This is a genomic window from Microcoleus sp. T3_D1, assembly GCF_036700405.1.
In the GTDB taxonomy this organism is placed as follows: domain Bacteria; phylum Cyanobacteriota; class Cyanobacteriia; order Cyanobacteriales; family Microcoleaceae; genus Microcoleus.
Map to the genome: position 1 here is coordinate 1 of NZ_JAUBOV010000036.1, position 26,117 is coordinate 26,117.

The window sequence follows — 26,117 nt, forward strand, 5'->3', positions numbered from 1 at the left end:
CTTTTCTTGTTTTCTTGACCCTACATTAGATTCTTCTGAGTCCTTGTGTCAAGCCTAATTGAGATGCTCTTACCCTGATAAAGCATCCTTATTAGATTACTTCAAAATGCTTGATGATATTTAACTTAGCGCAATAATTAGAGTACGATCGCAATTGCGCGATCGAGGGAGTGACAAAGAGCGATTCCCGACGGGATAGCTTAGCTTCACGCGATTTGAGATTGAATTACTGAGAAATTTTTTATGTCTAAACGCAAACAGTCTGAAGGTTGTCGCCCGATGCTGCGGCGCACTTTTTTATTTTTAACGGGCATAGCTTTGGCGCGGGTTTTGGCTGACTATTTTGCGATCGCCAAAAACCGAGATACTTTCTTGACTCTGGGGGCTCAACTGTGGCAAAAGTCACTCGCTTTTTTATCAAGTATACAATCAAATCAAACTCCTCAACCTCTTCCTAGCAATCCCATTGTAAAATCGGCAAAAACCAATCAACCTCTGCCGAGTAATCCTATTGTAAAATCGCCCGAAAATTATCCTGCTACGCAGCCGTCTCAACCTCAAATTATCAGACGTTCTGCTAAGCAAGCAAAACCCGTACAAGTCAGAATAAAAACTGTAGCTGGCGCAAGTTTTTATCTCACAACTATTGACCTCGCCGACCCAGAAAATTATATCACAATTGGGTTAGCTAATAATGCAGATTTTGCTAATACTTCTAAAGTAACGCGGGGCGACGAACCTTTTGAAAATATGGTGTCGCGTTACCGGGCTGCTGTTGTTGCTAACGGGACTTTTTTTGGTAAAGACGATCAGAAATCGGTGCTGGGAAATATGGTGGCGGCGGGTAAGTTTCTGAAATACAGCCGATGGGAAAATTACGGCACGACTTTGGGGATTAAAGCGGGAAATCAATTGGAAATGGTGACGGCTAGAACTGAAGGTAAGCCGGATTGGAGTCAACATTGGTTTTCTCTGACTTGCGGGCCGAGATTGGTTAAAGGGGGGAAAGTTTGGCTGTCTCCTTTGTCGGAAGGTTTTAAAGATGCTGGTGTTTTGGGCGTGGGTTCGAGAACGGCGATCGGCTTTCCGGCTTCGAGAGATAAGTTATTTTTGGTGACTTTTCTTGATAGTTTGTCTTTGGAAGCAGAAGCTAATGTTATGCGGGCGATCGGCTGTTTTGAAGCCATGAATTTGGACGGGGGCGCTTCGGTGGGTTTGGCTCATCAAGGGCAGATTTTATTGCCGCCGGGACGGAATTTGACGAATGTGCTGGTGGTTTACGATCGCCAATATCCAGCGCCGGCTCAGTTAAAGGAGTCCTGGGAACGCTTTCAAAAGGGCTCTCGACCAACGCCGGACAAATCAGTGTTTTTTGATTGATCTAGCAGAAGGAAGTTCGGCAACGCGCACTGAATCGGGATGTAACGGATGGAGGAAAGAACGAAGAAGGAAGAAGGAATCGAGGGAGCATCCAGATTTTGGGTGGTGCTCCCAAGGGAAGGATGAAATCATTAGAGATAATGCTATAACCAGTGGTTGGGATACGTCCTTTCTGCCGCTAAATTATTAAAGATGACGGCGCACAAGACCAAGATTATTGAACCCTCAAAAGCAGGTGTTAGCAAAAATTTCCAGTCTGGTTGGGTCATCATGACGACTAAGGCAACTGCTCCCGAAGGCGGATGTAGAGTTCTGGTAATCTGCATAATTCCGATCGCACTAGAAACAGCCATTCCCATCGCCCAGGGAGAAGAACCGAGAAAATGCAGAATGATTAAACTGATGAGAGCAGCGAAGAAATTGCCCCCAATGACATTCCGGGGTTGAGCCAAAGGGCTGTCAGGGACACCAAAGATCAGAACGCTTGTAGCGCCAAACGGAGCCATTAGTAAAGGAGAATTAGTTTTTAGAGCAAGATAGGACGTTGCAGTAATTGCCAAAAAACTGCCAATCAAACTCCAAAAAATATGCCGAGGATGAGGTCTGTCTATTGGGCAGGCCAATGGACACGATCGCCATCTCCCAAGGGTTTTAAACCAATAACTTTCCCATTTCAGTTGAATTTTTTTACGGTCAATCATAAATCAGGTTACTTGATAACCAGGTTTCTTAAATTGCCTGAACTAGCCTCCGCTAAAGTTAAGATATCATAACAATTGGTCAAAAGGTAGTTAAAAGCACAGATTTTTTACTTCTATGCCGCTCAAGCTGCTGCTAACCACTCCGTTGGAACGGACTAGCAAGTTTGGTGGGTTTTGCAACTCACATCTTGCACCATTCTCAGGAACCGGCAAGATGCCTGTTCCACAAAGAGTGAATTTTTTTGTGGAACAGGCCGGAAAGCCTGTTCATAAAAAGCTTATTGAGAATGGTGCAACATCTCAGTTGCAACAGACGTTATCGGCAGCCGCAAAACTTCACCGTTAGCCGTCAGAGTTATTGATGAGGGTAAAGCGAGAGGTTATTTGTAAGGTGCCAGGCCCAGTAAGCGTAAGCTGGATTGGAGTCAATATTGGTTTTCTTTGACTTGCGGGCCGAGATTGGTTAAAGGGGGGAAAGTTTGGCTGTCTCCTTTATCGGAAGGTTTTAAAGATTCTCATGTTGTGGGCGTGGGTTCGAGAACGGCGATCGGCTTTCCGACTTCGAGAGAGAAGTTATTTTTGATAATTTTTTTTGATAGTTTGTCTTTGGAAGCAGAAGCTAAGGTTATGCAAGCGATGCGTCCCGCCCTCGCCCGTGCTACGGCTGTTTTGAAGCGATGAATTTGGACGGTGGTGCTTCCGTGGGTTTGGCTCATCAAGGGCAGATTTTATTGCCGCCGGGACGGAATTTGACGAATGTCCTGGTGGTTTACGATCGCGAATATCCAGATCCTGCTCAATTAAAACAGTCTTGGGAACGCTTTCAAAAGGGAGCTCGACCAGCACCGGACAAACCAGTGTTTTTTGATTGAATCGGCAATTACTATAATATGAAGTAAGCTTTTGCAGGCAAAGATTATGACAGCAACAAAAGAAAGAACTTGGACAGTCGAAGAATATCACCGCATGATTGAAGCTGGCATTCTCACTGAAGGTGATAAGATTGAATTGCTAGATGGGAGAATTGTTGAAATGAGCGCACAAACTCCACCCCATGCTGCTACAACCCAACGCAGCGATCGATATCTACAACACCTGCTAAGAGATTTAGCATTAATTCGCGTGCAGTTGCCAATTACTTTAGCAACTTCGGAACCGGAACCAAATATAGCTATTGTTTGTATCGATCCGGGAGATTATCGCGACCATCACCCAAATCCTAGCGAAATCTTGCTGTTAATTGAAGTTTCTTACGCGACATTACACATTGACCGCCAGGAAAAAGCCCCGATTTATTCTAGAGCAAATATCCCTGAATATTGGATTTTAGATGTAGCGGCGCGGGAGGCATATATTTATCGGAATCCTGCACCGGGAGGCTATCAATCTGAGACAGTTGTTGCAGATAATGCTGTGATGAGAATGCTAGCTTTTCCTGACCTTGAAATTAGTTTTTCCGAATTGTTTTTGCCTGTTTAGTTTGTGTTTTACAGCCACAAAATATGAACAACAAATTTACTTCGAGCCAATCTCAAACTGACTCGCAAGGCCTCGATGCCATAAGCGATCGAGATATTGATTTATCTGATTGCCCTGAAATTACGCCTAAAATGTTTGCGCTTAGCAGTAGTTGGGCGAGGTTTGCCCAACCCTCAGACTAAAGCTCAACTCACCTTACGCATAGACAGTGATGTTTTGGAGTGGTTTAAACCTCAAGGTCGTGGTAAGATTGAAAAATGAATTCAATGGCGTTTTATGTCAAATCTTGAATTATTAGACCAACTGCGGCAGTTATCCCCGGCCGAGAAGTTTCAAATAATGCAATTTTTAATGGCTGAATTGGCGAAAGAAGAAATGTTAAAGCCATTGGATAATGGCGCGGGTTATCGTGTTTGGTCGCCTTATGATTATGGTGATGCTGCCCAGAAATTAATGAGCTTATTAGAACAAGAAGAAACGAAAGAAAATGCGAAATTTTAAACGATTTTCTTTTATCGAACGAAGGAATCAAGCAGGAGAAACTAATTTTTTTCCCTGTGTACCCATAACTTTAAGCTATCGGGATTGTATTTCGGAGACTGTGGGTTTGTTGGATACGGGATCGAGTCTTAATGTTTTACCGTACCATGTTGGTTTAGCGTTGGGAGCTGTTTGGGAGGAGCAAACGCTTTCAATTCCGTTAGCAGGTAATCTTGCGCCAGTGGAAGCAAGGGGTTTAGCTGTTGTGGGACAAATTAGCGATTTTCCACCTGTTCGTTTGGCTTTTGCTTGGGCTAAATCTAACGATCCGCCTATTATTTTAGGCCAGTTAAACTTTTTTATGGAGTTTGATGTCTGTTTTTATCGTTCACAGTTGGCGTTTGAAGTGTGTCCTAAATTTAGGGCTAGTTGAGATTATGAATATGATAAAATGGTGGGTTGCAGCATAGATATGGGAAAATCTTAATTTTTTTGAGTCGAGATTGACACTACGCTCTGCAAGTAAACTCCGCTCAGAATGACATAATTACAATGACTTTCCGTGGGCCTAAAATCTCTTCATCCGCCTTAGCGGGATACACCCACAACTTAATCTGCCCGCATAACCCCCCTACTCAATAGTTTGTGATTCAATCCTGCATTCCCTACGGAGAGTTTTGCCACTCGGCGGTAAGATTGCGGAAATTATATTTAGATGCGCCGGGGTGACAAGTAACACAACTGCTGATATTTGCGGGTTGTGACATTTTGACTTTGGGGTGCAATGCTTTGAAATAGCGAGAACTGGCGACTCGGTAGGCGAGTTCTTCGTCTTTGGCTTGGGGACGGGAAAAAGTTTGCAGGTAGTTCCAGACTAGCAGGCGGGGCGGGTCTACTAGCAGTTTGATGGTTTGTCCGTAGTGTTGGGGATCTTGCAGCAACCGGCGCCAGGTTTCTGTAGGTAAGACTTGCGGCGGTAAAGCGATGTGACAGGTGGCGCAGTTTTCTAGGTATAGTTGTTGTCCGAGTTGGTAGCGTTCGGGGATGCGATCGACCGTACCACTATCCTCGATCGAAGAAACCTGAGCAAGTCGCGCGGGAGTGCGAGAGTAGGCAGTCTGATCTGCAACCCATCCGCCGCAGGTACAGCAGATAATTATCAACAATACCAACGTTGAGTAAAGCCCCCGCAAGCCTACTCTGCGACGTTTGCGGGGTTTTTCCTGTTTCATAATTCTGAATTTATTTTTGGTTAAATCACTGGTATGCTCATACCTTCGCGGGCTAAGCAGCTATTGGCGAACGCTGCTTGCACGTCTGCTTCTACGCCATCGAGAAAATTGTCGTCGTGGCCCGGATCGTGGTGAAACATCACGATTTTTTTGACTCCAGCAGCTTTCGCTATTTCTACTCCTGCTTGCCAAGTCGAGTGTCCCCAGCCAACTTTCGGGGTTTTGAAGTCGTAATACTCTTGGTTGGTGTAGTTGGCGTCGTAAATCAGCACGTCGGCGTTCCGAGCTAGGTGTACCACATTGTCGTCCAGGCGATCGGGAAAATGTTCTGTATCGGTGCAGTAGACGGCCGTGTGTCCCTCCCAGGTGACTCGATATCCGATCGCGGTGTTGGGATGGTTCAGCAGTGCCGTTTCTATTTTCACATCGTCGAGTTCGAGAATATCCCCAGGCGTCAAATCGTTGAATTTGAGGTCTGACTGCATCACCTGGATGGGGACGGGGAAATTGGGGTGCACCATTTGGTCGGCAAGACGGTGTTTGATTGTAGTGCCGTTGGGGGCGATCGCACCGTAAATATGAAAGCAGTTCCCTGGGATAAAGGCGGGAGTAAAGAACGGAAACCCTTGAATGTGATCCCAGTGAGTGTGACTAAAAAACATATGGGCTTCCACCGGCATTTGCCGCAGCAGATTGAGGCCCAGAACTCGCAGGCCCGTACCGCCGTCAAAAATCAGGCGTTTTTTGCCCAATCGCATTTCTACACAGGAGGTGTTCCCTCCGTAGCGCAGTGTTTTGGTGCCGGGGGTGGCGATGCTGCCCCGCACGCCCCAAAACTGAACGACAAACTCGGTCAAAGGACTATTTTCCATAGGGGCTTTGCGATCGGAAGGCTGTGGATTGGCTAGAGAGGGTGCGGAATCTGGCATTTTTTTTAGTTTTGGGGGCTGGAACTTGGGAGTTGAAATCTTAGTTTTTACTTTTTAGTTTTTAGCAATCTGTACTATAATAAAGCCCTCGATCGGGAAACTATTCGAGTGCCTAATACTTGGGCTGTTAGAATTCTCAACCTTACCGATTCGTGTAGGAGATGTCACGCTTGAGAGATGATTTGTTGCATCATCCGGGCAGCCCGCCGTGTTCTGTGTTCTGAGATTAAGATAGCGCCGATCGCTCTAAGTGTTAGGGTAAAACTTCCTCAAACGTAGAACGCATTCCTCTGGGGTAGAATTTGCGCTTCATCTTACTCTAGGAGTAGTATTTTTTTCAAGATTGGGGCCGGGATGGGGTTTTGAGGAATGCTGTTCCGGTGAGTCGGCATTACACGACTGATTTGACATTCTAGCCACCCGTTCCTCGACTGCATCCCCTGACGTGCAGCATCGCCTTAAGTTCGGCCTCCTGAGTTTTTAGTCGGGTTGCAGTCGAGGAGTACGGGCTAGGGACTTATTTGCGATCGGCTGCGATGCACTTTTCGACTAAGGGCATGACTTGATCGACATCTTGCCAACCCAGAATTTCCGTGACTTTTTTCTCCAAATTTTTGTAGGTTCTAAAAAATTCGGCTATTTCGTCCAAGCGGTGGGGGGCTACGTCTTTGAGGGACTTATAGTGAGCATAGCGGGGGTCTTTGTCGGGAACGCACAAAAGTTTTTCGTCCCTGTCGCCTCCGTCGATCATTTCCAGCATTCCGATCGGACGGGCTGCGATAATGCACCCTGGAAATGTGGGCTCATCCATCATGACCATGCCGTCGAGGGGGTCGCCATCATCGGCTAAGGTATTGGGTATGAAGCCGTAGTCGCACGGATATTGGACTGAGGAAGAAAGCACCCGATCGAGAGCAAAGGCTTGTAAGTCTTTATCAAATTCGTACTTGTTTTTGCTACCGGCGGTAATTTCGATGAGGACGTTGAGCAGTCCTGGTTTCGGCTGTGCCGGAATTAGCGATAAGTCCACAACAATATCTCCAAGTTAACAGATGATTGGGATGAGTGCTACTTGCCAAATCCCTTTGATAGCATTTTACGGGCGATCGGGCCTTTCGGCTGCATGAGATTGACCGAAAGCGGACGAGTGTGTCGCCGGCTGGGGGAATACACGCTTTCGGGCGGGACGCCCATCCCACACAAGAGAGAGCGGACGGGCGGGACGCCCATCCCACAATTTGAGAGGGGAATGCTTGGTTTGGGCGAGGGAGATATTTTCACATCGATCTCTTCTTTTGACCGTCTGTCAAAGTTCTTTGAATTTTCAATCTCAACCACTGGCTCAGTTCTGTTGCTAACCACTTGATTTCTGATTCACTTAGTCCCTCCTTCTCTCCTAACTGATATTTGTGGTTGCCTGCTTGAACTATCATCTGATAGACTTTCCCTAATCTCACTTCCGAGTGGCTCTCCTGCATAAATAATGATGCCGCTTGATATAACTCTCTAGGGATTGAAAAAGCAAAAATCATAACTTTTATAACTTTTACACCAATACCGCTGTTTCTATATTCACGTTGTTGAATTTCCAACTGGCAAATCTCGTTCCTGGGAGATGGCTTGGCATGATTCCATCTCAACCCCAGTAGATGGCTGCTACAGGAGATTTGCTGGCGATCGATTCTGAGACGCCTTTCCCGAAATAGTGCAAATATCAACTTTAGTCCTGCCATACATAACAAACTTCCTGATATTATTATAAAAAATTGGGGATTTATCTTTAACGCATCGCTCAACATATCCCTTGCTATAAATGAGACAGGACTCGCAGATACCAGAGCCGAAAGCGTGGCAATTAAACCAAAACCGATGCCTTTGGGCGGAATTACAATTTCTATAAATTCCGATTTTTTTGTAAGTTTAATATCGCTGCCTTGTGGCTGCAGCACCACCAGAGGATTTTTGTTGATCGGGCGGGGATTTTTAAGCCCTCGCCATGCTTCCCTAGCCGAAGATAACCGTTTGGAAAAACTTGGTTCTGTCATCCACTCCAGCCAATCTATTAAATTAGGATTGAGATGCGTTACCCGATCGGCAAATTGAATTTTCAAATCCTGCTGCGACAGTTCGGCGGGATGCAAACCCGTTACCAAATAAATTAAAGTTGCACCTAAACCGTAGAGGTCAGAAGCCGGAACCGAGCGCCCGCCAAATTGTTCGGGTGCCATATACCCGTAAGTTCCCACTACTGTAATTGTGCCGCCAAATTTTGCAGCTTGGTTCTGCACCGAACCGAAATCAACTAAATAAACTTGTCCGACCGAGTTACCCGATCGGCTGTGCAGTAAAATATTACTGGGTTTAATGTCACGGTGAATAACAGGCGGATTTTGCTTGTGCAAGTAATTCAAAATTGCTAACAGCGATTTAGCTAATTGTTTCACCTCGCTTTCGCTAAAAGTCCGCCCCGATCGCAAATGCTCTTGCAAAGTTTTTCCCTCTACATAAGTCTGTACCAGCGCAAAGCTTTTACTGTTTAGTTCGTCAATTTCCAGGTAATCGAGGTAGCGCGGAATTGCTGGGTGACAAAGTGCTTTTAAAGTTTCCGCTTCCCGTTCAAATAGCTTGAGGTCTTGCCATTCAAAATCGCTGCCGAGGAATAGCTGTTTGATGACAACTAATTCTTGAGTTTGTAAGTCACGAGCCAGCAGCGTTTGGCGACCAGTTTGTTTTCCTAGTTGTCGCTGCACTTCGTAGCGTTCTGCTAATATTTTGCTGGTCATATTTTTTTACATGAATTTGAGTGTGAGGGGAACGTCGGGGTTCAGAAACCGGGTTTTTTAGCGAGTCTGGCGGTTGTAACGTGGCTTTTCGTAAAAACCCGGTTTCTAGGAGTCGGAGTGCGTCCATAACTGTAAATTTTAGATTACAGTCCACTTTCTTTTTGATACCACCGGGCAATAGACTTGCTACTTGCCCCCATTGACAGTCCTGCAATTAGGGACGGTGCTAGCACGAAAACAATCTCAACACTCAAGTCGTTTAGCTTATTCCAATCCATTATCCGAAAGTAGACGATGCTTGTCGAGGTACAGAGTACGATACTAATTGCAGTTAAAACCTGTCGGTGAAGTTTGGGATTAGTTAGGGGAAAAAACCACAAGCGCGTCACAATTCCTACGATTATTCCGTTCCCCAACCCCAGCAGCAAGCCCAGAAGAAGACCGATTAATCCTCCGAAAATTGTCGCCACTACCGGAAAAATAAATGTGCCGTAAATTGCTGCACAAGCTCCTACACCTAGAGTGCCCATCCAAGTGCTGCGCCCGATCGCATTCTTGAACAACCTAGAGGTATCTAGCGTTTTTCCCAGTCTCAATGTCTGGGAATATTTATTTATTTCCTGTGGTTTTTCTAGAACTTCTTTAGCTATTTGGACTGAGGCGGGACGGCATTCTAAACTGGGATGCGTCATCCACTTCAGCCAATTGGTAAAACCGGAACTTAATTTGGTGAATTGCTCGAATTCAATCTGCAAATCTTGCTGTGGCAAATCTGCAGGATGCTGCTTGGTAATTAAGGCGATTAATGTTGCTCCCAAGCTGTACAAGTCGGAAGCTGGAACTGCTCTCCCGCCAAATTGTTCGGGCGGCATATAGCCATATGTTCCGACAACGGTGACTGTTTTTCCCTGTTGCGTTGCTAGGGTTTGAACTGCACCGAAATCGACTAGGTAGACTTCGCCGACGCTGTTTCCCGATCGATTCTTGAGTAAGATATTGCTGGGTTTAATGTCGCGGTGAATGACTGGGGGCTGTCGCTGGTGCAGGTAGGCGAGAATGTCTAATAATGCTGTGGCTAATTGTTTGACTTCTCTTTCGCTGAAGGTGCGGCCGTCTGAGAGATATTCTTGTAGGGATTTGGCTGCGATGTAAGTCTGAACTAGGGCGAATCCTTTGCGCTTGGGCGTGTCGATTTCAAAGGAGTCGAGATATCGGGGAATTGCGGGATGGGATAGGGATTTTAAGGTTTCGACTTCTCGCTGGAACAGTTTTAAGTCTTCCCAGTTAAAGTCGCTGCTGAATGACAGGAGTTTGACTACTACTTGCTTTTGGGTTTTTAAGTCGCGGGCGAGTAAGGTTTGCCTTCCTGCTTGCTTGCCGAGCCGCCGATCGCACTGATAGCGATCGGCTAATATTTCTTTTGACAAATCGCCGATGTTTTGTCCGCTCATGTTCTCTTGCCCTAGAACCGATTAAACCTAGTGTAATTGACAAAAGTGCAATAATCGGAAATGTTCGGGCTAGGGCAAAAAATTTTTTATGTCAAAGACCAACTGCCTTTAAGAGCGATCGATCTCGCACTGCGGAAGATGCCCCTGAGTTAAGCTTGAATTTAATTTTGGATTTGCTTGTAAATTGACTGCACTACGTCGAGCAGACTCAAGACTTGCTGCCATTCGGGGGCATCGGGGTTGTAGCTTTTGGCGCGCTGAGTTTTCAAACTGTGGTGCAAGAGGGAAAGCAGCGCGTCTGGAGACTGTAAAGAATTGTCCTCTTCATCTGCTGGGGTTTGGGCTGCATTTTCTTCGATATCTTCTTTAATTTTTTGTGCTCGATCGGCGAGGGCTAAAGATCTGCCTGCAAGGTTTTCCGGCATTTTGGGCTGTTCGGACAAAGAGGCGCTGGTTAGTTCTACCAATAGTTGGCAGACTCGATCGACCCATTCGCGATCGTTTACTGAAAAGGAACCTGATTTGAACACTTGCCCGTCAGGTCTTTGCTGAATGCTTTGTACCTTCTGGATCAAAGGGATAGCCTTAACAGTGATGTTTTCCGGGATTCTGGGGATATCTGACAGCGAGCTCCGAGCAATCTCCAGCAATAGTTGGTAAACCTGATCTACCCACTCAACATCTCCCGATTGCGAATTCCAATTATCCATAACTGACGCTAGTGGTTTTCTATATCTAAGACTAGAACATTGACTATCTGCGAAGTCAGCTCTTTTTAGGAGCCACTAACGCTATTAAGACTTACGCGGGCGGGGTGAGAAACCCGGTTTTTGAGCGGATTTTTCGTCGCCTTTCTCCAAGATTTTTCTCAGAAACCGGGTAACGCTGCCGCCCGTCATAACTATTTTTAAGCGCTTCAAATAATAGAAGTGCTAAGTTTGTTGCGGTAGGTAGTGCGAACGAAACACGTAGGGCGAAACCCCGGCATCTCGCTGGCAAATTCAAATCCGGTTATTTGACATACTCACGCCCGTTCTCTTCAGCGGTGATTCTTGACAGTTCATCGGGTCTTGCTACCGAAGTAGTCTTACAGTCCCTCCCTGTCCGTTTAAAGTCTCCCAATGCCCGCTAGGCGACTTTTACTCTTGCCTTCCGGGTTAGAGTCAACCATTGCCCTTCTAGCTGTCTTTAAGGAGAGCTCTCATCGTAGCTGTTTCAACGTGTCTTGAGCCTAAAGATCCTTTGAGTCTTCAGCATTTTAATACAAAGCCGTCCTAAAAGGACAGGGTTTTAAACCCATCTTCCTGATAACCATAATACCTGTTGGAGCTTATTTACAATTACCTCAATAGGATATTAAGGTTAATTGGTGGTGGGATGGGAGGCGCACCCCCGATCGCGATCGCCCCCGCCCCGAACCCTGACGCCACCGCCAGCATTTGCTGTGGGCTACTGCTATTTTTCTGTGAGATTCCACACACCATCCCAGTTGAGTACGTCTGAAAAACTATGCTGAAATAACATACAGCGATCGACGTGCAATTTAGCTGCCTTGTTTTTCGGGTCAACTTCCAGAACGGCGTTAAATTCGCGTTTGGCGTCTGTAAAAGCTTGCTTGGCTTTTGGTTCTAAGGCTTTCTTAAACTCGCTCAGCAGTTTTTTCACCCGATCGAGTCCCAGGTTTTCAAATTCCTCATCTAACATTTCTGCAACTGTCTCGCAGGCCCGACTTTTAATTTTCGCCTGCAATAGCTGCCTGATCTCTCCTGGTTTCAGCCGCTTGATTTGGGGATTTGATGGTTCTAAGATGTCTGCTTCCAACAGCTTTTTAACTTCGCCTTCTTGCAAGTATTTAATATCGTCTGCTGATAGGGGCTTGATTTTTGCTTGCAGCAGCATTTTGGCTTCGTCTTCCGAGAGGTTTTTGATTCCTTCCAATTTCAGCAGTTGGATTTCTGGCTGCAACAGTACGATGAGTTTGTCTGCTTCGGACAGGTTTTTCGGGTCGTACTCTGACAGCTTTTTCAGTTGATATAACAGGTTTTTGAGTTCGTGTTCCAACTGTTGCTCTAGATTGTAGGACAGTTTCTTAATCTCTGCCTCTGGCATTTCGGCGACATCCTTTAAGACGTTTTTCACCTCACTTTCTGAAAGTCTTTGCCTGACTGGAGTTTTGTAATGTTCGCGCCCCTTCGTGTAATGTTCTATAATTTGTTGCTGTGTTTCGGTTAGTGACTTGCCCACTGGCGAGTATCCCTCGCGGATGCCGACGAGTTCGTAAACGATTACGGGTTCGCTTTTGCCTTTGACAGTAATAAAGTCGAGTTCTCGCACGTACAGCCGATCGGCATAATCTCTGTAAGTATTGTCGCTGATGATCAAGTCGGTGCCGTACTGCTTGCTAGCGCCTTCTAAGCGAGAGGCGAGGTTTACGCCGTCTCCGATCGAAGTCAATTCCATGCGTTTGCTACTACCGATGTTGCCGCTGACAACTTCATCGGAATGTACGCCCATACCAATGCCGATCGGCAATTCGCCATTTGCCACCCGATCTTCATTAAACTCTGCCAGTTTTTCGCGCATTTTCACTGCCGTTTGCATGGCGCACCAAGCATGATCCTCTAGGGGCGCTGGAGAGCCAAAAACTGCCATCAGAGCATCGCCGATGTATTTGTCGAGAGTCCCTCCGTACTCGAATACGACATCTACCATCACTTCAAAATATTTATTCAGCATCACTACCACTTCTTCGGCTTGCAATTTTTCCGTAAGTGTGGTATAGCTGCGAATGTCTGAGAACAGCACCGAAACGTTTTTGCGCTTACCGCCCAATCCTGTATCGCCTGAAGCTAAAAGCGCTTCGGCTACTTCTGGAGTCATGTAACGGTACATCAAGTTTTTGATTTGCTTGGCGCTGCTAATATCTTCCATGACGACTAACGCGCCGTTGACCTTGCTGGGGTCGGTAGCGTCGGTCATTGAATTAATCGAGAGATTGATACTCTGCCCTTCTCCTTCCAAGGTCAGCAAAACTTGATCTGGGTAATACTGCTGGCGGTCGTTCTCGTCTTCGGGAGACAAAGAAGCATCAAACCATTTGGCAAAATCGCCTTTTTCTAACTTAATTAAGTCGCGCAAAGATTGACCTTCGGCTAATTCTGCATCGCTGACACCCAGTAAGTTTTTGGCACTGGGATTGGTTGCTACTATATTGCCTTTTTTATCTGTAGAAATCACGCCGTTAGTCAAGGCGTGTAGCATATCTTTTTGTCTTTGTTCTTGCTGTTTGACTTCGGCAAACAGTTTGGCGTTTTGCAGCGCGACTCCTGCTTGGATGTTAAACGCCTTCATAAATTCCATGTCGTTGCGATTGAAACTCGCTTTCCACTGTTCCGGGGCGTGAGGCCAATCTTCCGGGTTGTAGGGCGGGAATTCTCCTTGTCGTTTTTTATTAACTAATTGGGTGACGCCAATCAATTTTTTGTCCGAGTTAAATACTGGCATACAAAGCATACTGCAAGTGCGGTAGCCCGACTTTTGATCTACTTCTTTGGAAGTGGCGGCGCGGGGGTCGTCGTACACATCAAAGGGAATCAGCAGCGGTTCGCTAGATTGGGCGACGATGCCTGCAAAACCGGCGGTTCTGGGTATGCGAATTTCTTTAAGGTTGCCGCCCATCGGGATTTTCGTCCACAGTTCGTCTTTCTCTTCGTCGATCAGCCACAGGGTGCTGCGATCGGCGTTCATGAGTTCTTGGGCCTGATCCATCACCCTTTTTAGGGTATCTTCTAAGTCTAAACTGCTCTGAGAAAGAGCATTGACGGCATTCATCAGCGCCGTTGCAGCTCGTTGTCTCTGAGTTGCTGCGTAGAAAGATTTGGAAGATTCTAGAATTAGGCGAATCGAGGGAGCAAATTCTTTAAAAACTTGTTCGTCTTCTTTAGTAAATCCGTGCCTGTCTATTTGTTCGTCTAAAGTCGGGTATTTTTCGTGATTGGGTCTGAGTTTATTAATCAGTTGAACAACTGCTACTAACTCTTTTGTGTCTTCATTAATTAGGGGCATTGCCAGCATTGTATAAGTGCGGTAGCCCGTTTTTTCATCAGTTTTTTTTGCGTTAGCCGATCGTTCGTCGTTGTAAAAATCGTAAGGGATATTAACCACTTTTTGGAACGTGGCTACTTCTCCCGCAATGCCCACGTGGGCCGGAACTCGGATTTCTAGGTTTTTGCCATTTTCGTCTTTAGCTACGATCGCCCATAGTTCATTTTTTTCGTCGTCTAATAAAAATATCGTGCTGCGATCGGCATTCAGCAATTCCCCTGTTTTGAGGGTAATCGACTGCAACATCTCGTTGAGGATGGCATCAAATCCCTCGCTCTCCAGGATATTGTCGAGCATTCCCAGGGTTTGATTGACAACCTTAAGTTTGTCTTCTACTTCCTTAACTACTACTGTGAAACTTTGCTTATTTAGAAGGTCGAGAATGCCGGAGAGGTTTCCTTGGCGCGGGATAATTGCACTGCTCCTAATTTCCGGGGCAGGATAGCGTTCCTGATGATGATTTTCACCGCCGACAACAGCGACATCAATCACGTTGTCTAGAGAAGAGTAATTGGTGGAAGATGCAGATTTCATAGACCTTTACAGAAGCTTAAGTGTAAGGGTTAGTCTCTAAGCCAAGAGAGCGGGGAAGTTGATTAGTGAGTCACTTGTCGCACAAAACTCAATTATGTGTGAAAGTATTTCCCAGTTTACAGAACTCCGGCCACAAGGCAAGGGAAATTCAGTTGGCCTTGCTGCCCAAGGGAGGGTGGGAGAGTAACGAGGCGGTGGGAGTGCTGCAATCTTTTTAGAGATCGCGAATCTTGTTTAAAGGGTTTATTAACTGATTTTGACATTGTGCGTACCTGGTTTAAGTAGGTTCTGGCGATCTTTGAGCCGATCGCCCGCAGAAGAATGCGTACTGGCGGGATGACTGCTGAAAGAGGGGTGGTCTTGTGGGACTAGCCGCAATTGTGACACTATCTGTTGCTAGTGATGTGTGCCCTTCTCTACACAATTGTGGTTTTTAACTAGAATTTATCTCTATTTTGCTGCTCTTAGCTTTCAGCCCACTAAATTCACGGGGTTTTCAGCTTTTTTTTGTAAAATTTGCGGTTGACATTTTTAGTGTAACCTCCGACTCGGAAAAAACTCCGCCTTTTGGCCCCCCGATCGGCTTGAGGGTGCGATCAGGGTTGGGCCGACTGAGTTTGGCGCAATCCGGCGGCTTCGACAAGCAGGGATTCGGCGAAGGCGATGGCTTCTGTTGCTGAGCGGCCGCTGGCGAGTTGGGCGAGTTCTTCCCGCCGCTGGTCACTGTTGAGAGCGGCAACTCTGACTACTGTGCGTTCGACTGGTTCGGAGTCGGCTGCAGGTTCGCCGATACTTGGTTCTGCTTCGATCGTCTGTTTGTTGACGCGAAAATGAAAATCAGCCATCGCGGCGATCAGCGGCTGGTGGGTGACGCAGAGAACTTGGTGTTTGTCGGAAAGTTGGTAGAGTTTTTTAGCGATCGCCCCAGCGACTCTCCCGGAGACTCCGGCGTCGATTTCGTCAAAAATCAACGTACCGGCACTTTCTATTTGGGAAAAACAGGCTTTGATAGCGAGTAGAAAGCGGCTCATTTCTCCCCCAGAGGCGATCGCGCCCAAAGGTTGCAAAGGTTCGCCCGGATTGGGGCTGAAACAAAAGGCGATTTGGTCTGCACCCGTAGCGGTTGGGGTACAAGGCGAGATCTCGACTTGAAATTGCACTTTTTCCATTGCTAACGGCTTAAGTTCTCCTACGAGGTGCGTTTCTAGTTTGAGGGCTGCTTCGCGTCGCAGGGTGGTGAGGTGGCTGCAAGCGTCTTTTAATTGCTCTAAAGCGGTCTGATATGCGAGTTCTAAGGCTTCCATTGACTCGCCTCCTTCTAAAAGTTCATTTAGTTCGTTTTGAATGCTTTGGTAGTAGGCGATCGCTTCTTTGAGCGGCCCGTATTTGCGACAAATTTGTTTGAGTTCGCGAATCCGATCTTCTACTTCTTCGAGTCTTTCGGGATCTGCTTCTAATTGTTCGCCGTAGCTACTAATTTGCCGGCTGGCTTCTGTGGCTTGAGCTAAAGCATCGCTGACCATTTCTAGGATTGGTTGCAACTGCACATCGTAAACCGCCATGTCGCTTAAAATTACTTCGGCTTTGCTCAACAAGTCGGCGGCTGATGCGCTGTCGCCATCGTTTTGGTACAGGGCTTGGTGGACTTGGTAACTCTGCTGCTGCAATTCGACGACGTGGCCTAGCCGGATTGATTCGTGTTCTAGCTGTTCGAGTTCGTCGGCGTTTTCGATATGGGCTTCGCCGAGTTCTCGGACTTGGTATTCTAACAAATCAAGTCTTTGCAGTCGCTGCTGTTCCGACTGACGCCTGCGTTTGAGGGCGGTTTTGGCGCTGTTGGCTCCCAGCCACGCGGAGGCGACGATCGATCGCGCTTCAGTGAGCTTTTTGCCGCCGTATAAATCGAGCCATTCTCGCTGGAGGGTTTCTTGTCCGAGGTGGACGGTTTGGCCTTGGGCGGTAATTTCGACAAGCCGATCGCGCAGTTGATCCATTAACTGGCGGTTGACGAGAATTCCGTTCAAGCGCGATCGGCTGCGTAGAGCACCGCTCGATGCGTTAATTTCCCGGCTGCAAACGGCTAAATTTCCGTCTATGGGTTCGATTTCTTGCTCGCCCAGCCATCTTGCGGAAGCTTTGTCCAGTTCAAAGGTAGCTTCCAATATTGCCCGCGTTGCTCCGGTGCGAATCGATCGGCGATCGACTTTCCCGCCCAACACTGCATCGATCGCATCTAGGATAATCGATTTACCAGCGCCGGTTTCCCCTGTAAATACGTTCAAACTCGGGCCAAATTCTAGATCCAGGCAGTCAATTAAGGCAAAGTTTTCTATTCTGAGGGATATTAACATGAGGAATGGGGAATAGGGAATTGGGAATTGGGAATTGGGAATTGGGAATTGGGCATTGTGCCTAAAAGCATCGGACAATTTTAGATTGTAGATTGTATATTTTAGATTGAGTGGTAATCTTAATCTAAAATCCCCTATGGGAAATCCCCCATCGGATGGGGTCTAAAAGCATCGACCAAACAGGGAATTCGCTATTGGCTCCTCCACTATGGGGCGCGTCGAATTTTCCGAGTCCCATTTTTATTTTTAACTAGAATACTTTGGATTTTGCCATTATTGATCGAGTCTCAACCTCTATGCAAAATAAATTTCTGCTTCCCGTTGCTCTATTAAGCGTTGTCCTGATTGGAGTTTTTGGCTGGGATGTGTACAAAGACAAGCAGCGAGTCCATGAATTAACCCTACTGACGGGAAGCAAGACAGGCTATTATTATCCTTTCGGACAAGCAATTGCTGAGGTAGTTATGCAACAAAATCCGCGCCTGCGGATTAAAGTTGTTGAGACTCAAGGCGGTGACGAAAATATGCGCCGGATTCAGGCAAATGAGGCTCAGTTAGCTATTGCCCTGAACACTACGGGGGCAGTGCCCCAAGCGCGGGTAATTGCTTCTTTGTTTAAGGAAGTTTTTCATTTAATTGTTTCGGAACAGTCGGGGATTGAAAGTGTTTCTGATTTAAAAGGAAAACATATTGCGCTGAGGGAGCAAGGCAGCACTTCTTACAGTTCTTTTTGGTTGGTCAGCAAACATTACGGTTTGAAACAAAGCGATTTTCAGTTTACTACTGGCTCTTGGGCTGAGACTACTAAGTTGTTTGCTAGCGGCGAGGTTGATGCTATGTTTCGGGTGCAACCTCTGGGGAGCGATGCGCTTAGCGATTTGCTGCAAAATACGCGGGGCAAATTGGTGCCCATCGACCAAGCGGCGGCGATGAAAATTAAGTGGCCTTATCTGGAAGATCACTTGATTCCTAAGGGTACTTACAAGGCCGCTCCCGCAGTACCAGATGTGGATTTGCCTAGCGTTGAGGTGCAGGCTACTCTGTTGGTTCGCAAGGATGTCGATCCGGTAATAGTTAAGGAAATTACGCGGATTTTGTTCGAGCACCGCCGCAATTTGGTAGCTGCTAATTCTTTGGCGGCCATGATTAGTCAGCCGTCCGAAAGCGGCGGTTTGGCTTTGCCCGTACATGAGGGCGCTCAGGCTTATTACGATCGCGAAAAGCCGGATTTTTTTGCAGCAAATTCCGATGTTATCGGCTTGTCTTTTTCGTTTGTCACTCTTTTTGTTTCTTGGCTTTGGCAGTTGCGATCGCGCTTTTTGCAGAAACAAAAAAATCGAGCTGACAAGTTTAATTTGATTATTCTAAATTTGATTCAAAGAAGCCGCCAAGCCGGAAGTTTTGAGGAAATAGATCGGTTGCAAGAAGAGTTGTTTGAGATTTTTAAGCAAGTTATGGCGGATTTGGATGAAGATAGAATTGATGCGGATTCTTTTCATTCTTTTACTTTTACTTGGGAAACAGCTCTAAAAATTGCGAGCGATCGAGAAAAAGCTTTGCGGAATTTGTCGCTGGTTTCCCATGATTTAAAAGCTGATTTTACGGATGTAAAAAAGATGGAAAACTAATTTATATTAGCAGTTAGTAGTTATTGGTTATTGGTTCATTCCTGGATGCAAAAAGTGGTTTCACCCTACCGATAGCGGTAAGGTTCGCCCTGTACACCCTACTTAATTTATAAGAGGAGTTATAAGTTATTATAGCAATCCTAAATGATTCAGATAAATTCGTAGGGGTAGTGCCTTTCTTTGCCTACCCCCTATCTATCGGGCAACCGGGCGTGGGATGGCCCCTACAAGAATTATGCAAATGATTTAGGATTGCTATAGTAACATGGGAATGGGGAATTGGGAATTGGGAATTGGGAATTGGGAATTGGGCATTGGGCCTAAAAGCATCGGACAATTTTAGATTTTAGATTGTATATTTTAGATTGAGTGGTAATCTTAATCTAAAATTCCCTATGGGAAATCCCCCATCGGATGGGGCCTAAAAGCATCGGCCAAACAGGGAATTGGCTATTGGCTCCTCCACAATCGGGCGCGTCGAATTTTCCGAGTCCTATTTTCATTTTCATCGAGAATACTTTTGATTTTGCCATTCTAACGAGTCTCAACCTCTATGCAAAATAAATTTCTGCTTCCCGTTGCTCTAGTAAGCGTTGTCCTGATTGGAGTTTTTGGCTGGGAGGTGCACAAAGACAAGCAGCGAGTCTATGAATTAACCCTGGCGACTGGAACCAAGACAGGCTATTATTATCCTTTCGGACAAGCAATTGCTGAGGTAGTTATGCAACAAAATCCGCGCCTGCGGATTAAAGTTGTTGAGACTGAAGGCTCTGACGAAAATATGCGCCGGCTTGAGGCAAATGAGGCTCAGTTAGCTATTGTCCAGAACGATACGGCTGCTGTGCCCCAAGCGCGGGTAATTGCTTCTTTGTTTAAGGAAGTTTTTCATTTAATTGTTTCGGAACAGTCGGGAATTGAAAGCGTTTCTGATTTAAAAGGAAAACATATTGCGCTGATGGCTCAAGGCAGCGGTTCTTATAGTTCTTTTTGGTTGGTCAGCAAACATTACGGTTTGAAACCAAGCGATTTTAAGTCTACTCCTGGCTCTTGGACTGAGGCTACTAAGTTGTTTGCTAGCGGCGAGGCGGATGCTATTTTTCGGGTGCAACCTCTGGGGAGCGATGCGCTTAGCGATTTGCTGCAAAATACGCGGGGCAAATTGGTGCCCATCGACCAAGCGGCGGCGATGAAAATTAAGTGGCCTTATCTGGAAGATCACTTGATTCCTAAGGGTACTTACAAGGCCGCTCCCGCAGTACCAGATGTGGATTTGCCTAGCGTTGAGGTGCAGGCTACTCTGTTGGTTCATGAGGATGTCGATCCGGTAATAGTTAAGGAAATTACGCGGATTTTGTTCGAGCACCGCCGCAATTTGGTAGCTGCTAATTCTTTGGCGGCCATGATTAGTCAGCCGTCGGAAAGTGGCGGTTTGGCTTTGCCCGTACATGAGGGCGCTCAGGCTTATTACGATCGCGAAAAGCCGGATTTTTTTGCAGCAAATTCCGATGTTATCGGCTTGTCTTTTTCGTTGGTCACTCTTTTTGTTTCTTGGCTTTGGCAGTTGCGATCGCGCTTTTTGCAGAAACAAAAAAATCGAGCTGACAAGTTTAATTTGATTATTCTAAATTTGATTCAAAGAAGCCGCCAAGCCGGAAGTTTTGAGGAAATAGATCGGTTGCAAGAAGAGTTGTTTGAGATTTTTAAGCAAGTTATGGCGGATTTGGATGAAGATAGAATTGATGCGGATTCTTTTCATTCTTTTACTTTTACTTGGGAAACAGCTCTAAAAATTGCGAGCGATCGAGAAAAAGCTTTGCGGAATTTGTCGCTGGTTTCCCATGATTTAAAAGCGGATTTTACGGATGTAAAAAAGATGGAAAAATAATTTATCTTAGGAGTTATTAGTTATTGGTTATTGGTTATTAGTTCATTCCTGGATGCCAAAATTGGTTTCACACTACTTATAGCGGTAAGGTGCGCCCTGCACACCCTACTTAATTTATAAGAGGAGTTATCAGTCATTAGTTATTAGTTATTAGTTATTAGTTATTAGTCATTAGTCATTAGCCAACAGCCAACAGTCAACTGTCAACAGTCAACTGTCAACAGTCAACTGTCAACAGTCAACTGTCAACTGACTTCGGCTATAGTTTCAACCACCCAAACAAATCTCCTACCGTCAGCCGCAATTCTGCTGCCCAATCTGGAACGGGTAACAATTCTTCGGGTTTTGCTAAAATTTCCGGTTGCTTGCCAGGGGGATAAATTAAGATCGAGCGCACCATCGGATCGATGAGCCAACCCATTTTAGTGCCGTTTTTCAGACAGTGTAAAATATTCCCAGTTACTTTAGTTTGACTCTGGCCTGGAGAGAGAATTTCAATTGTCCAATCAGGGTAAGTTTCAAATACATTCGCAACATCCCCATTTTCATCAAGTGGTATTCTGTCCCAAGTAAATACTGTGACATCTGGCACGATCGATCTGCCGTCAAAAGTACACCGCAATTCTGGAAAAGCTAAGGCAGTTTTCGGCTTTTTAACTACGACATTGATCGCTGGGACTAATTCACCTTGAATCCTGCTATGTTTTCCTTGTGGCATAGGTTTTTGGATGATTTGACCGTTGATATACTCGCTAGCTGGTTCTGTTTCTGGTAGTTTTAGAAACTCTGATAAACTTAGTGTTTTTGTTTGTATTTGTACCATTTTTTACTCCTTTTATTCCATAAAACCTAAGTGTTTTCTAGCAGCAATAGTTACCATTCTCCCGCGATTTGTCCGCTGCAAAAATCCGATTTGCATTAAGTATGGTTCGTATACATCCTCAATGGTTTGAGTGTCTTCTCCTGTAGAAGCTGCGAGGGTTTCTAAGCCCACTGGGCCGCCGTTAAAGTTCTCAATCATTGCTGTCAAAATGCGCCGATCTGTCCAATCTAAACCTAGCGGATCGACGTTGAATAATTCCAGGGCAAGTGAGGCCACTTCGGCATCAATTGGCTTTAAATTTTTGACTTCGCTGTAGTCTCTAACTCGCCGCAGCAAGCGGTTAGCGATGCGGGGGGTTCCGCGAGCTCGGCGGGCAATTTCTGTGGCTCCTTCTGGGGTGATTTGAGTGTCGAGAACTTGGGCGGTTCTTTGGACAATTAGACTAAGTTCGTCTATTTCGTAGTAGCGCAATCTTTGGATCAAGCCGAAGCGATCGCGCAATGGAGATGTCAGCGATCCGACTTTTGTGGTTGCTCCTACTAAGGTAAAGGGTTTCAGGGGTATGCTGCGGATTTTGGCGGTTTTTCCTTGACCGATCGTAATATCTAACCGACAGTCTTCCATCGCCGGATAGAGGATTTCTTCTGTAACTTTAGATAAGCGGTGAATTTCGTCGATAAACAGCACGTCGCCTGCTTTGAGGTTGATCAGCAATCCGACAATATCTCGCGGTTTTTCTAAGGCTGGGGCGGTGGTGATTTTGCATTCAACTTCCATTTCTGCAGCTAAAATTAGCGACATTGTGGTTTTTCCCAACCCGGGCGGCCCGTATAGTAACAGGTGATCCATAGGTTCGCCGCGAGATTTGGCTGCTGCAATTGCGATCGCCAAAACTTCTCTCAAGTCTTTTTGCCCGATGTATTCAGCTAACCGCTGGGGTCGGATTTTGTCGTCTTGTTTGCTGTTGATTTCGTCGGGTAGTTCTTGCGATTCTAGCAATGATTCCGCCTGGGGTTTGGCGGCTTTTTTGCGACGGGCCGGGGCTATGTCTTCGGGTAGATTTGGGTCGGGGGGCTGTTGTTTGGAGGAGATAATAGCCATATTTATTTGCGATCGGGCAGCGGGAAGTGTTTACAATTGTTAGCAGAATCTTTAAAATTATTGAGTTCGTTATGAGTATTCCATCTTCTTTATTAGCATCGGAAAGCATAACTTTTGAGGGGGCGATCGAGCTGACTCAATCTTTACTGTCGTTCATGGAGGCCGATTCCCTACGGGATAGCTACGCTTCACGACTTTTACAAGCCGACATCCAGCAAGCTGTTACATCTCTGGTGAAAACACAGAACGGTGCTAGGGGGTTTTTTGTCACCTATCTAACGGACGATGGAGAGGAGGCAGATCACCCGTCACCCGGAGTAGTCGAGGCGCTGCGATCGGCTCCTGAGATCGTAGCAGAACTGCTGGTGAAAAATTTGGCGATGTCGGCGGCAATGGTTGTACATCATTCTCGCCAGCAAAAGGAGGAAATGGCGGCCGATTCTGCTAGAGTGCAGGAGCGATCGCGCAATTTAATTCAAATCCTGCAAATGCCGGCCTGTCAAACTATAGCGTCGCAAATGCTAGAAAGTTTGCACAGTGCCAAGGGCGAGTATGAAAAATTTTTCCAGCGGTGGGGCTACGACGACGAGCAAAAACGGGCGATCGGTTCGGCAGTGCGATCGGCGCTGTAAAATAACCTCCGAAGGAAGGGGAAAGAAGAAAGAACGAAGAAGCCCAAGCCAGGGTGGCAGATCCTTGATCAAAACGACAAGGCTGTGGAATAATTGCGGTTTAGCAAAAGCTGCACAATTGTAGCTTGAGTTGATTTAGGTGTGAAGCGAGTGAACGAGGGCGAAAAAATTGCTGAGAACGGTGAAAGGAGTTGCCCAAAAGGCCCGAAGGGTGCGCGGCAGGCTGCCCGCAAGTACGTCCCGGCGGTGGGCGAAGCTGAATCTGCTGGCAACATTGGTGCGCCGGGACTTGGAATCTCAATACAAAGGCTCGATTCTGGGCAATTTGTGGCCGCTGCTGAATCAGCTATCGCAATTGGTGATTTACACTTATGTATTTTCGATCGTCCTCAAGGTAAAGCTGAGCCTTGCAGGCTTCCCAGAAAACAGCGACATTACATTTGGAGTCTGGTTGTTTGCAGGTTTGCTGCCTTGGACTGCCTTCACCAGTGGCTTGATCAAGTCGGCAGTATCGGTGGTGGGGCAGCCGAATTTAGTAAAAAAAGTGGTATTTCCTCTCGGTTTGCTGCCTCTAGTGCCGATTTTTACAGCTTTTCTTGAAAGTTCTCTGGGTTTAGCAGCTTTGATCGTGATAGTAGCAGTGTCGTCGCAAAAGCTCAACGCTACTTTATGCTTGCTGCCGCTGGTGTGGATACCTCAGTTGCTGATAACTGCTGGTTTGGGATATTTGACAGCGGGCTTGACTGTATTTTTGCGAGACATTCCTCAGACATTAGGTGTTATTCTAAATTTTTGGTTTTATTTGACGCCGATCGTCTACCCAGCATCAATCATCCCCCAAGAGTGGCGAGCGTGGATATTTTGGCTGAATCCAATGGCCGCCATCTCCGAGGTTTATCGAGACCTCATACTGCTTGGAGAAGTTAAGCATTGGGGCGAATGGGGTGTCGCCACGCTAATTTCTGCTGCTATATTTTGTGGGGGTTTGGCAGTTTACCGGCGTTTGCGTCCCGCTTTTGCTGACGTGCTGTAAATTTGTTTTAGAGCTAAAGTCAATTCTTCAATCTAAAATCCCCATAAAGGTGTTTGCAGCATCGGAATGCAAGTCCTCATAAAAATCAGAGGACGGTCGTACTCACTACAAACCTATTTTTAGTTCGAGCGGACATAATATCAATCTAAAATCTAAAATCTAAAATCTAAAATCGGATGACAGAAAATGTAATTTCACTAAAAAATGTTTCCAAATGCTTTAAGCGGTACGATCGTCCCGGAGACCGCTTAAAGGAAATTATTTACCCAAACAAAAAACTGGCTGACGAATTTTGGGCCCTGCACGACATCAATCTGGAAATTCCTCAAGGACAAACTCTGGGAATCGTCGGTCGCAACGGTTCGGGAAAAAGCACTCTCCTGCAAATAATTGTAGGGACGCTGACTCCTACCACAGGAAGCGTAGATGTTAAAGGCCGAGTCTCCGCTTTGTTGGAACTCGGAAGCGGGTTTAACCCGGAATTTACCGGGCGACAAAATGTGTTTTTTAACGCTCAGTTACTGGGATTCAATCAAAAAGAAACTGAAGAAAAGTTTGACGATATCGCTGCTTTTGCTGATATTGGCGATTTCATCGAACAGCCAGTCAAGACTTATTCTAGCGGTATGTTTGTCAGGCTAGCTTTTGCCGTTGCGACTAGCGTCGAGCCAGATATTTTGGTGGTTGACGAAGCGCTTTCGGTGGGCGACGAAGCTTTTCAACGCAAGTGTTTTGCCCGCTTGCAAAGCATTCAGGAAGGTGGCGGAACAATTTTATTTGTTTCTCACGCTGCTACTTCTGTGGTGCAACTTTGTACGTCGGCGATTTTAATGGATAGCGGTGAATTGCTGCTCGCTCACACGCCGAAGGTGGTAATTTCTAAGTATCAAAAGCTGATTTATGCCGATCCGGATCAGGTTTTGGGGTTGAAGTCAGATATTCGAGCTCTGAACCAACTGACAAAACAGGAAAGTCAAGACCACCTTCAGGATGCTAATTTAGAAACCACAAAGAGGGAAGTTAAACCCGCTCAACATCTCTCCAAACCCAAGGAATATTACGAGGAATTTTACGATCCGGGGATGATACCGTCGAATACGGTAAGGTATCCGTCTCGCGGAGCGGAAATTATCAACCCCCACATCGAGACGCTCAAGGGAAAGGTGGTAAATCACTTGCTTGGCCGTCAAGATTATATTTACACTTACTCTGTCACTTTCTCCCGGTCAACTTCCAAAGTTAGGTTTGGAATGTTGATTAAAACAATTAGCGGTTTTGAGTTGGCGGGTGCTTCTTTGAAGGCTTCTACTCAGTCAGTTAGGTATGTGGAAGCTGGAACGACAATTGTAGTGAAGTTTAATTTTAAATGTTTGTTGAATCCCGGTGTTTATTTTCTGAATGCTGGGGTTGTGGGAACGGTAGATGGAGATTTAACTTATCTGGATCGCTGCGTTGATGTGGCGATGTTTAGAGTTCAGTCTTGTACTGAGTCCTGCGGCAACGGCATCGTTGACTTGCTTATCGAACCGTGTTTAACTGTTGTTAATTCTGATTCTCTGGTGAAAGAGCAGTCAACCGAAGTTATCTAAAA

At 46.1% G+C, this 26,117-nt stretch carries 26 protein-coding genes; 14 read left to right on the forward strand and 12 right to left on the reverse strand.

Annotated elements, in window-relative coordinates; all coding sequences use genetic code 11:
* The first annotated feature begins 243 nt into the window (after positions 1–243).
* Positions 244–1,380 (forward strand): phosphodiester glycosidase family protein, encoded by a 1,137-nt coding sequence (locus QT992_RS17310; RefSeq protein ID WP_333339117.1) that lies wholly within the window; start codon positions 244–246, stop codon positions 1,378–1,380.
* A gap of 143 nt (positions 1,381–1,523) precedes the next feature.
* On the opposite strand, the gene QT992_RS17315 is transcribed toward QT992_RS17310, so the two are convergent.
* Positions 1,524–2,081, reverse strand: coding sequence for an HPP family protein (locus QT992_RS17315; protein WP_333316813.1), 558 nt, complete (start codon positions 2,079–2,081; stop codon positions 1,524–1,526).
* Between the two features lie 214 nt (positions 2,082–2,295).
* On the opposite strand from QT992_RS17315, the gene QT992_RS17320 reads away from it, so the two are divergent.
* The 8 genes from QT992_RS17320 (at position 2,296) to QT992_RS17355 (ending at position 4,473) form a co-directional block, all read left to right on the forward strand.
* Complete coding sequence (locus QT992_RS17320; RefSeq protein WP_333316815.1) at positions 2,296–2,427, forward strand: hypothetical protein; 132 nt, start codon at positions 2,296–2,298, stop codon at positions 2,425–2,427.
* 113 nt (positions 2,428–2,540) lie between these two features.
* The gene (locus QT992_RS17325) at positions 2,541–2,762 is read left to right on the forward strand and encodes a hypothetical protein (protein ID WP_333339112.1); all 222 of its coding nucleotides are present in this window, start codon (positions 2,541–2,543) and stop codon (positions 2,760–2,762) included.
* Complete coding sequence (locus tag QT992_RS17330; protein WP_333316819.1) at positions 2,759–2,953, forward strand: hypothetical protein; 195 nt, start codon at positions 2,759–2,761, stop codon at positions 2,951–2,953. Before QT992_RS17325 ends, QT992_RS17330 begins: the two co-directional genes overlap by 4 nt.
* A 46-nt stretch (positions 2,954–2,999) precedes the next feature.
* Positions 3,000–3,560: a Uma2 family endonuclease gene (locus QT992_RS17335; protein ID WP_333316821.1), complete on the forward strand. Its 561-nt coding sequence runs from the start codon at positions 3,000–3,002 to the stop codon at positions 3,558–3,560.
* A gap of 23 nt (positions 3,561–3,583) precedes the next feature.
* Positions 3,584–3,742 carry a hypothetical protein gene (locus tag QT992_RS17340; protein ID WP_333316920.1) on the forward strand — a complete coding sequence of 53 codons (159 nt, stop codon included), beginning with the start codon at positions 3,584–3,586 and terminating at the stop codon, positions 3,740–3,742.
* A complete protein-coding gene (locus QT992_RS17345) occupies positions 3,723–3,821 on the forward strand; it encodes a BrnA antitoxin family protein (RefSeq protein WP_333101671.1) in 99 nt (32 codons plus the stop codon). Before QT992_RS17340 ends, QT992_RS17345 begins: the two co-directional genes overlap by 20 nt.
* A 15-nt stretch (positions 3,822–3,836) precedes the next feature.
* On the forward strand, positions 3,837–4,061 hold the full coding sequence (locus QT992_RS17350) for a hypothetical protein (RefSeq protein WP_333316823.1): 225 nt from the start codon (positions 3,837–3,839) through the stop codon (positions 4,059–4,061).
* Complete coding sequence (locus QT992_RS17355; protein WP_333316825.1) at positions 4,048–4,473, forward strand: hypothetical protein; 426 nt, start codon at positions 4,048–4,050, stop codon at positions 4,471–4,473. Before QT992_RS17350 ends, QT992_RS17355 begins: the two co-directional genes overlap by 14 nt.
* 232 nt (positions 4,474–4,705) lie before the next feature.
* On the opposite strand, the gene QT992_RS17360 is transcribed toward QT992_RS17355, so the two are convergent.
* The 9 genes from QT992_RS17360 to recN all read right to left on the reverse strand — a co-directional run bounded on the left by QT992_RS17360 (position 4,706) and on the right by recN (position 17,424).
* Positions 4,706–5,272, reverse strand: a complete 567-nt coding sequence (locus QT992_RS17360; protein ID WP_333339106.1) for a diheme cytochrome C — start codon at positions 5,270–5,272, stop codon at positions 4,706–4,708.
* Between the two features lie 20 nt (positions 5,273–5,292).
* Positions 5,293–6,201, reverse strand: coding sequence for an MBL fold metallo-hydrolase (locus tag QT992_RS17365; protein WP_333339104.1), 909 nt, complete (start codon positions 6,199–6,201; stop codon positions 5,293–5,295).
* 517 nt (positions 6,202–6,718) lie between these two features.
* A complete protein-coding gene (locus QT992_RS17370; RefSeq protein ID WP_006634582.1) occupies positions 6,719–7,231 on the reverse strand; it encodes an inorganic diphosphatase in 513 nt (170 codons plus the stop codon).
* A 38-nt stretch (positions 7,232–7,269) separates the two neighbouring features.
* Entirely contained in the window at positions 7,270–7,482 is a 213-nt protein-coding gene (locus QT992_RS17375; RefSeq protein WP_333339101.1) for a hypothetical protein, read from the reverse strand.
* Complete coding sequence (locus QT992_RS17380; RefSeq protein ID WP_333316833.1) at positions 7,479–8,984, reverse strand: serine/threonine-protein kinase; 1,506 nt, start codon at positions 8,982–8,984, stop codon at positions 7,479–7,481. Before QT992_RS17380 ends, QT992_RS17375 begins: the two co-directional genes overlap by 4 nt.
* Positions 8,985–9,127: 143 nt before the next feature.
* On the reverse strand, positions 9,128–10,435 hold the full coding sequence (locus QT992_RS17385; RefSeq protein WP_333339097.1) for a serine/threonine-protein kinase: 1,308 nt from the start codon (positions 10,433–10,435) through the stop codon (positions 9,128–9,130).
* 161 nt (positions 10,436–10,596) lie between these two features.
* Positions 10,597–11,145 (reverse strand): inorganic pyrophosphatase, encoded by a 549-nt coding sequence (locus QT992_RS17390; protein ID WP_333316837.1) that lies wholly within the window; start codon positions 11,143–11,145, stop codon positions 10,597–10,599.
* A gap of 745 nt (positions 11,146–11,890) precedes the next feature.
* Positions 11,891–15,073, reverse strand: a complete 3,183-nt coding sequence (locus QT992_RS17395; protein WP_333316839.1) for a GAF domain-containing protein — start codon at positions 15,071–15,073, stop codon at positions 11,891–11,893.
* Between the two features lie 596 nt (positions 15,074–15,669).
* Positions 15,670–17,424: a DNA repair protein RecN gene (gene recN, locus QT992_RS17400; RefSeq protein ID WP_333339094.1), complete on the reverse strand. Its 1,755-nt coding sequence runs from the start codon at positions 17,422–17,424 to the stop codon at positions 15,670–15,672.
* 296 nt (positions 17,425–17,720) lie between these two features.
* On the opposite strand from recN, the gene QT992_RS17405 reads away from it, so the two are divergent.
* Together QT992_RS17405 and QT992_RS17410 are read left to right on the forward strand one after the other, a co-directional pair.
* Positions 17,721–19,052, forward strand: coding sequence for a TAXI family TRAP transporter solute-binding subunit (locus QT992_RS17405; RefSeq protein WP_333316843.1), 1,332 nt, complete (start codon positions 17,721–17,723; stop codon positions 19,050–19,052).
* Positions 19,053–19,605: 553 nt separating this feature from the next.
* Positions 19,606–20,937 (forward strand): TAXI family TRAP transporter solute-binding subunit, encoded by a 1,332-nt coding sequence (locus tag QT992_RS17410; RefSeq protein ID WP_333377377.1) that lies wholly within the window; start codon positions 19,606–19,608, stop codon positions 20,935–20,937.
* Positions 20,938–21,196: 259 nt separating this feature from the next.
* Here the strand turns inward: QT992_RS17410 and QT992_RS17415 are convergent, their stop codons facing one another.
* Together QT992_RS17415 and ruvB are read right to left on the reverse strand one after the other, a co-directional pair.
* Entirely contained in the window at positions 21,197–21,760 is a 564-nt protein-coding gene (locus QT992_RS17415) for a Uma2 family endonuclease (protein ID WP_333339086.1), read from the reverse strand.
* Between the two features lie 12 nt (positions 21,761–21,772).
* Positions 21,773–22,861, reverse strand: a complete 1,089-nt coding sequence (gene ruvB, locus QT992_RS17420) for a Holliday junction branch migration DNA helicase RuvB (protein ID WP_333316849.1) — start codon at positions 22,859–22,861, stop codon at positions 21,773–21,775.
* Positions 22,862–22,932: 71 nt separating this feature from the next.
* Here ruvB and QT992_RS17425 point away from each other — a divergent pair, with 71 nt between their 5' ends.
* The 3 genes from QT992_RS17425 (at position 22,933) to QT992_RS17435 (ending at position 26,115) form a co-directional block, all read left to right on the forward strand.
* Positions 22,933–23,493: a hypothetical protein gene (locus QT992_RS17425; RefSeq protein ID WP_333339083.1), complete on the forward strand. Its 561-nt coding sequence runs from the start codon at positions 22,933–22,935 to the stop codon at positions 23,491–23,493.
* 181 nt (positions 23,494–23,674) lie between these two features.
* Positions 23,675–24,526: an ABC transporter permease gene (locus QT992_RS17430; protein WP_445251123.1), complete on the forward strand. Its 852-nt coding sequence runs from the start codon at positions 23,675–23,677 to the stop codon at positions 24,524–24,526.
* A gap of 176 nt (positions 24,527–24,702) precedes the next feature.
* A complete protein-coding gene (locus tag QT992_RS17435; RefSeq protein ID WP_333316853.1) occupies positions 24,703–26,115 on the forward strand; it encodes an ABC transporter ATP-binding protein in 1,413 nt (470 codons plus the stop codon).
* Positions 26,116–26,117 lie beyond the last annotated feature (2 nt).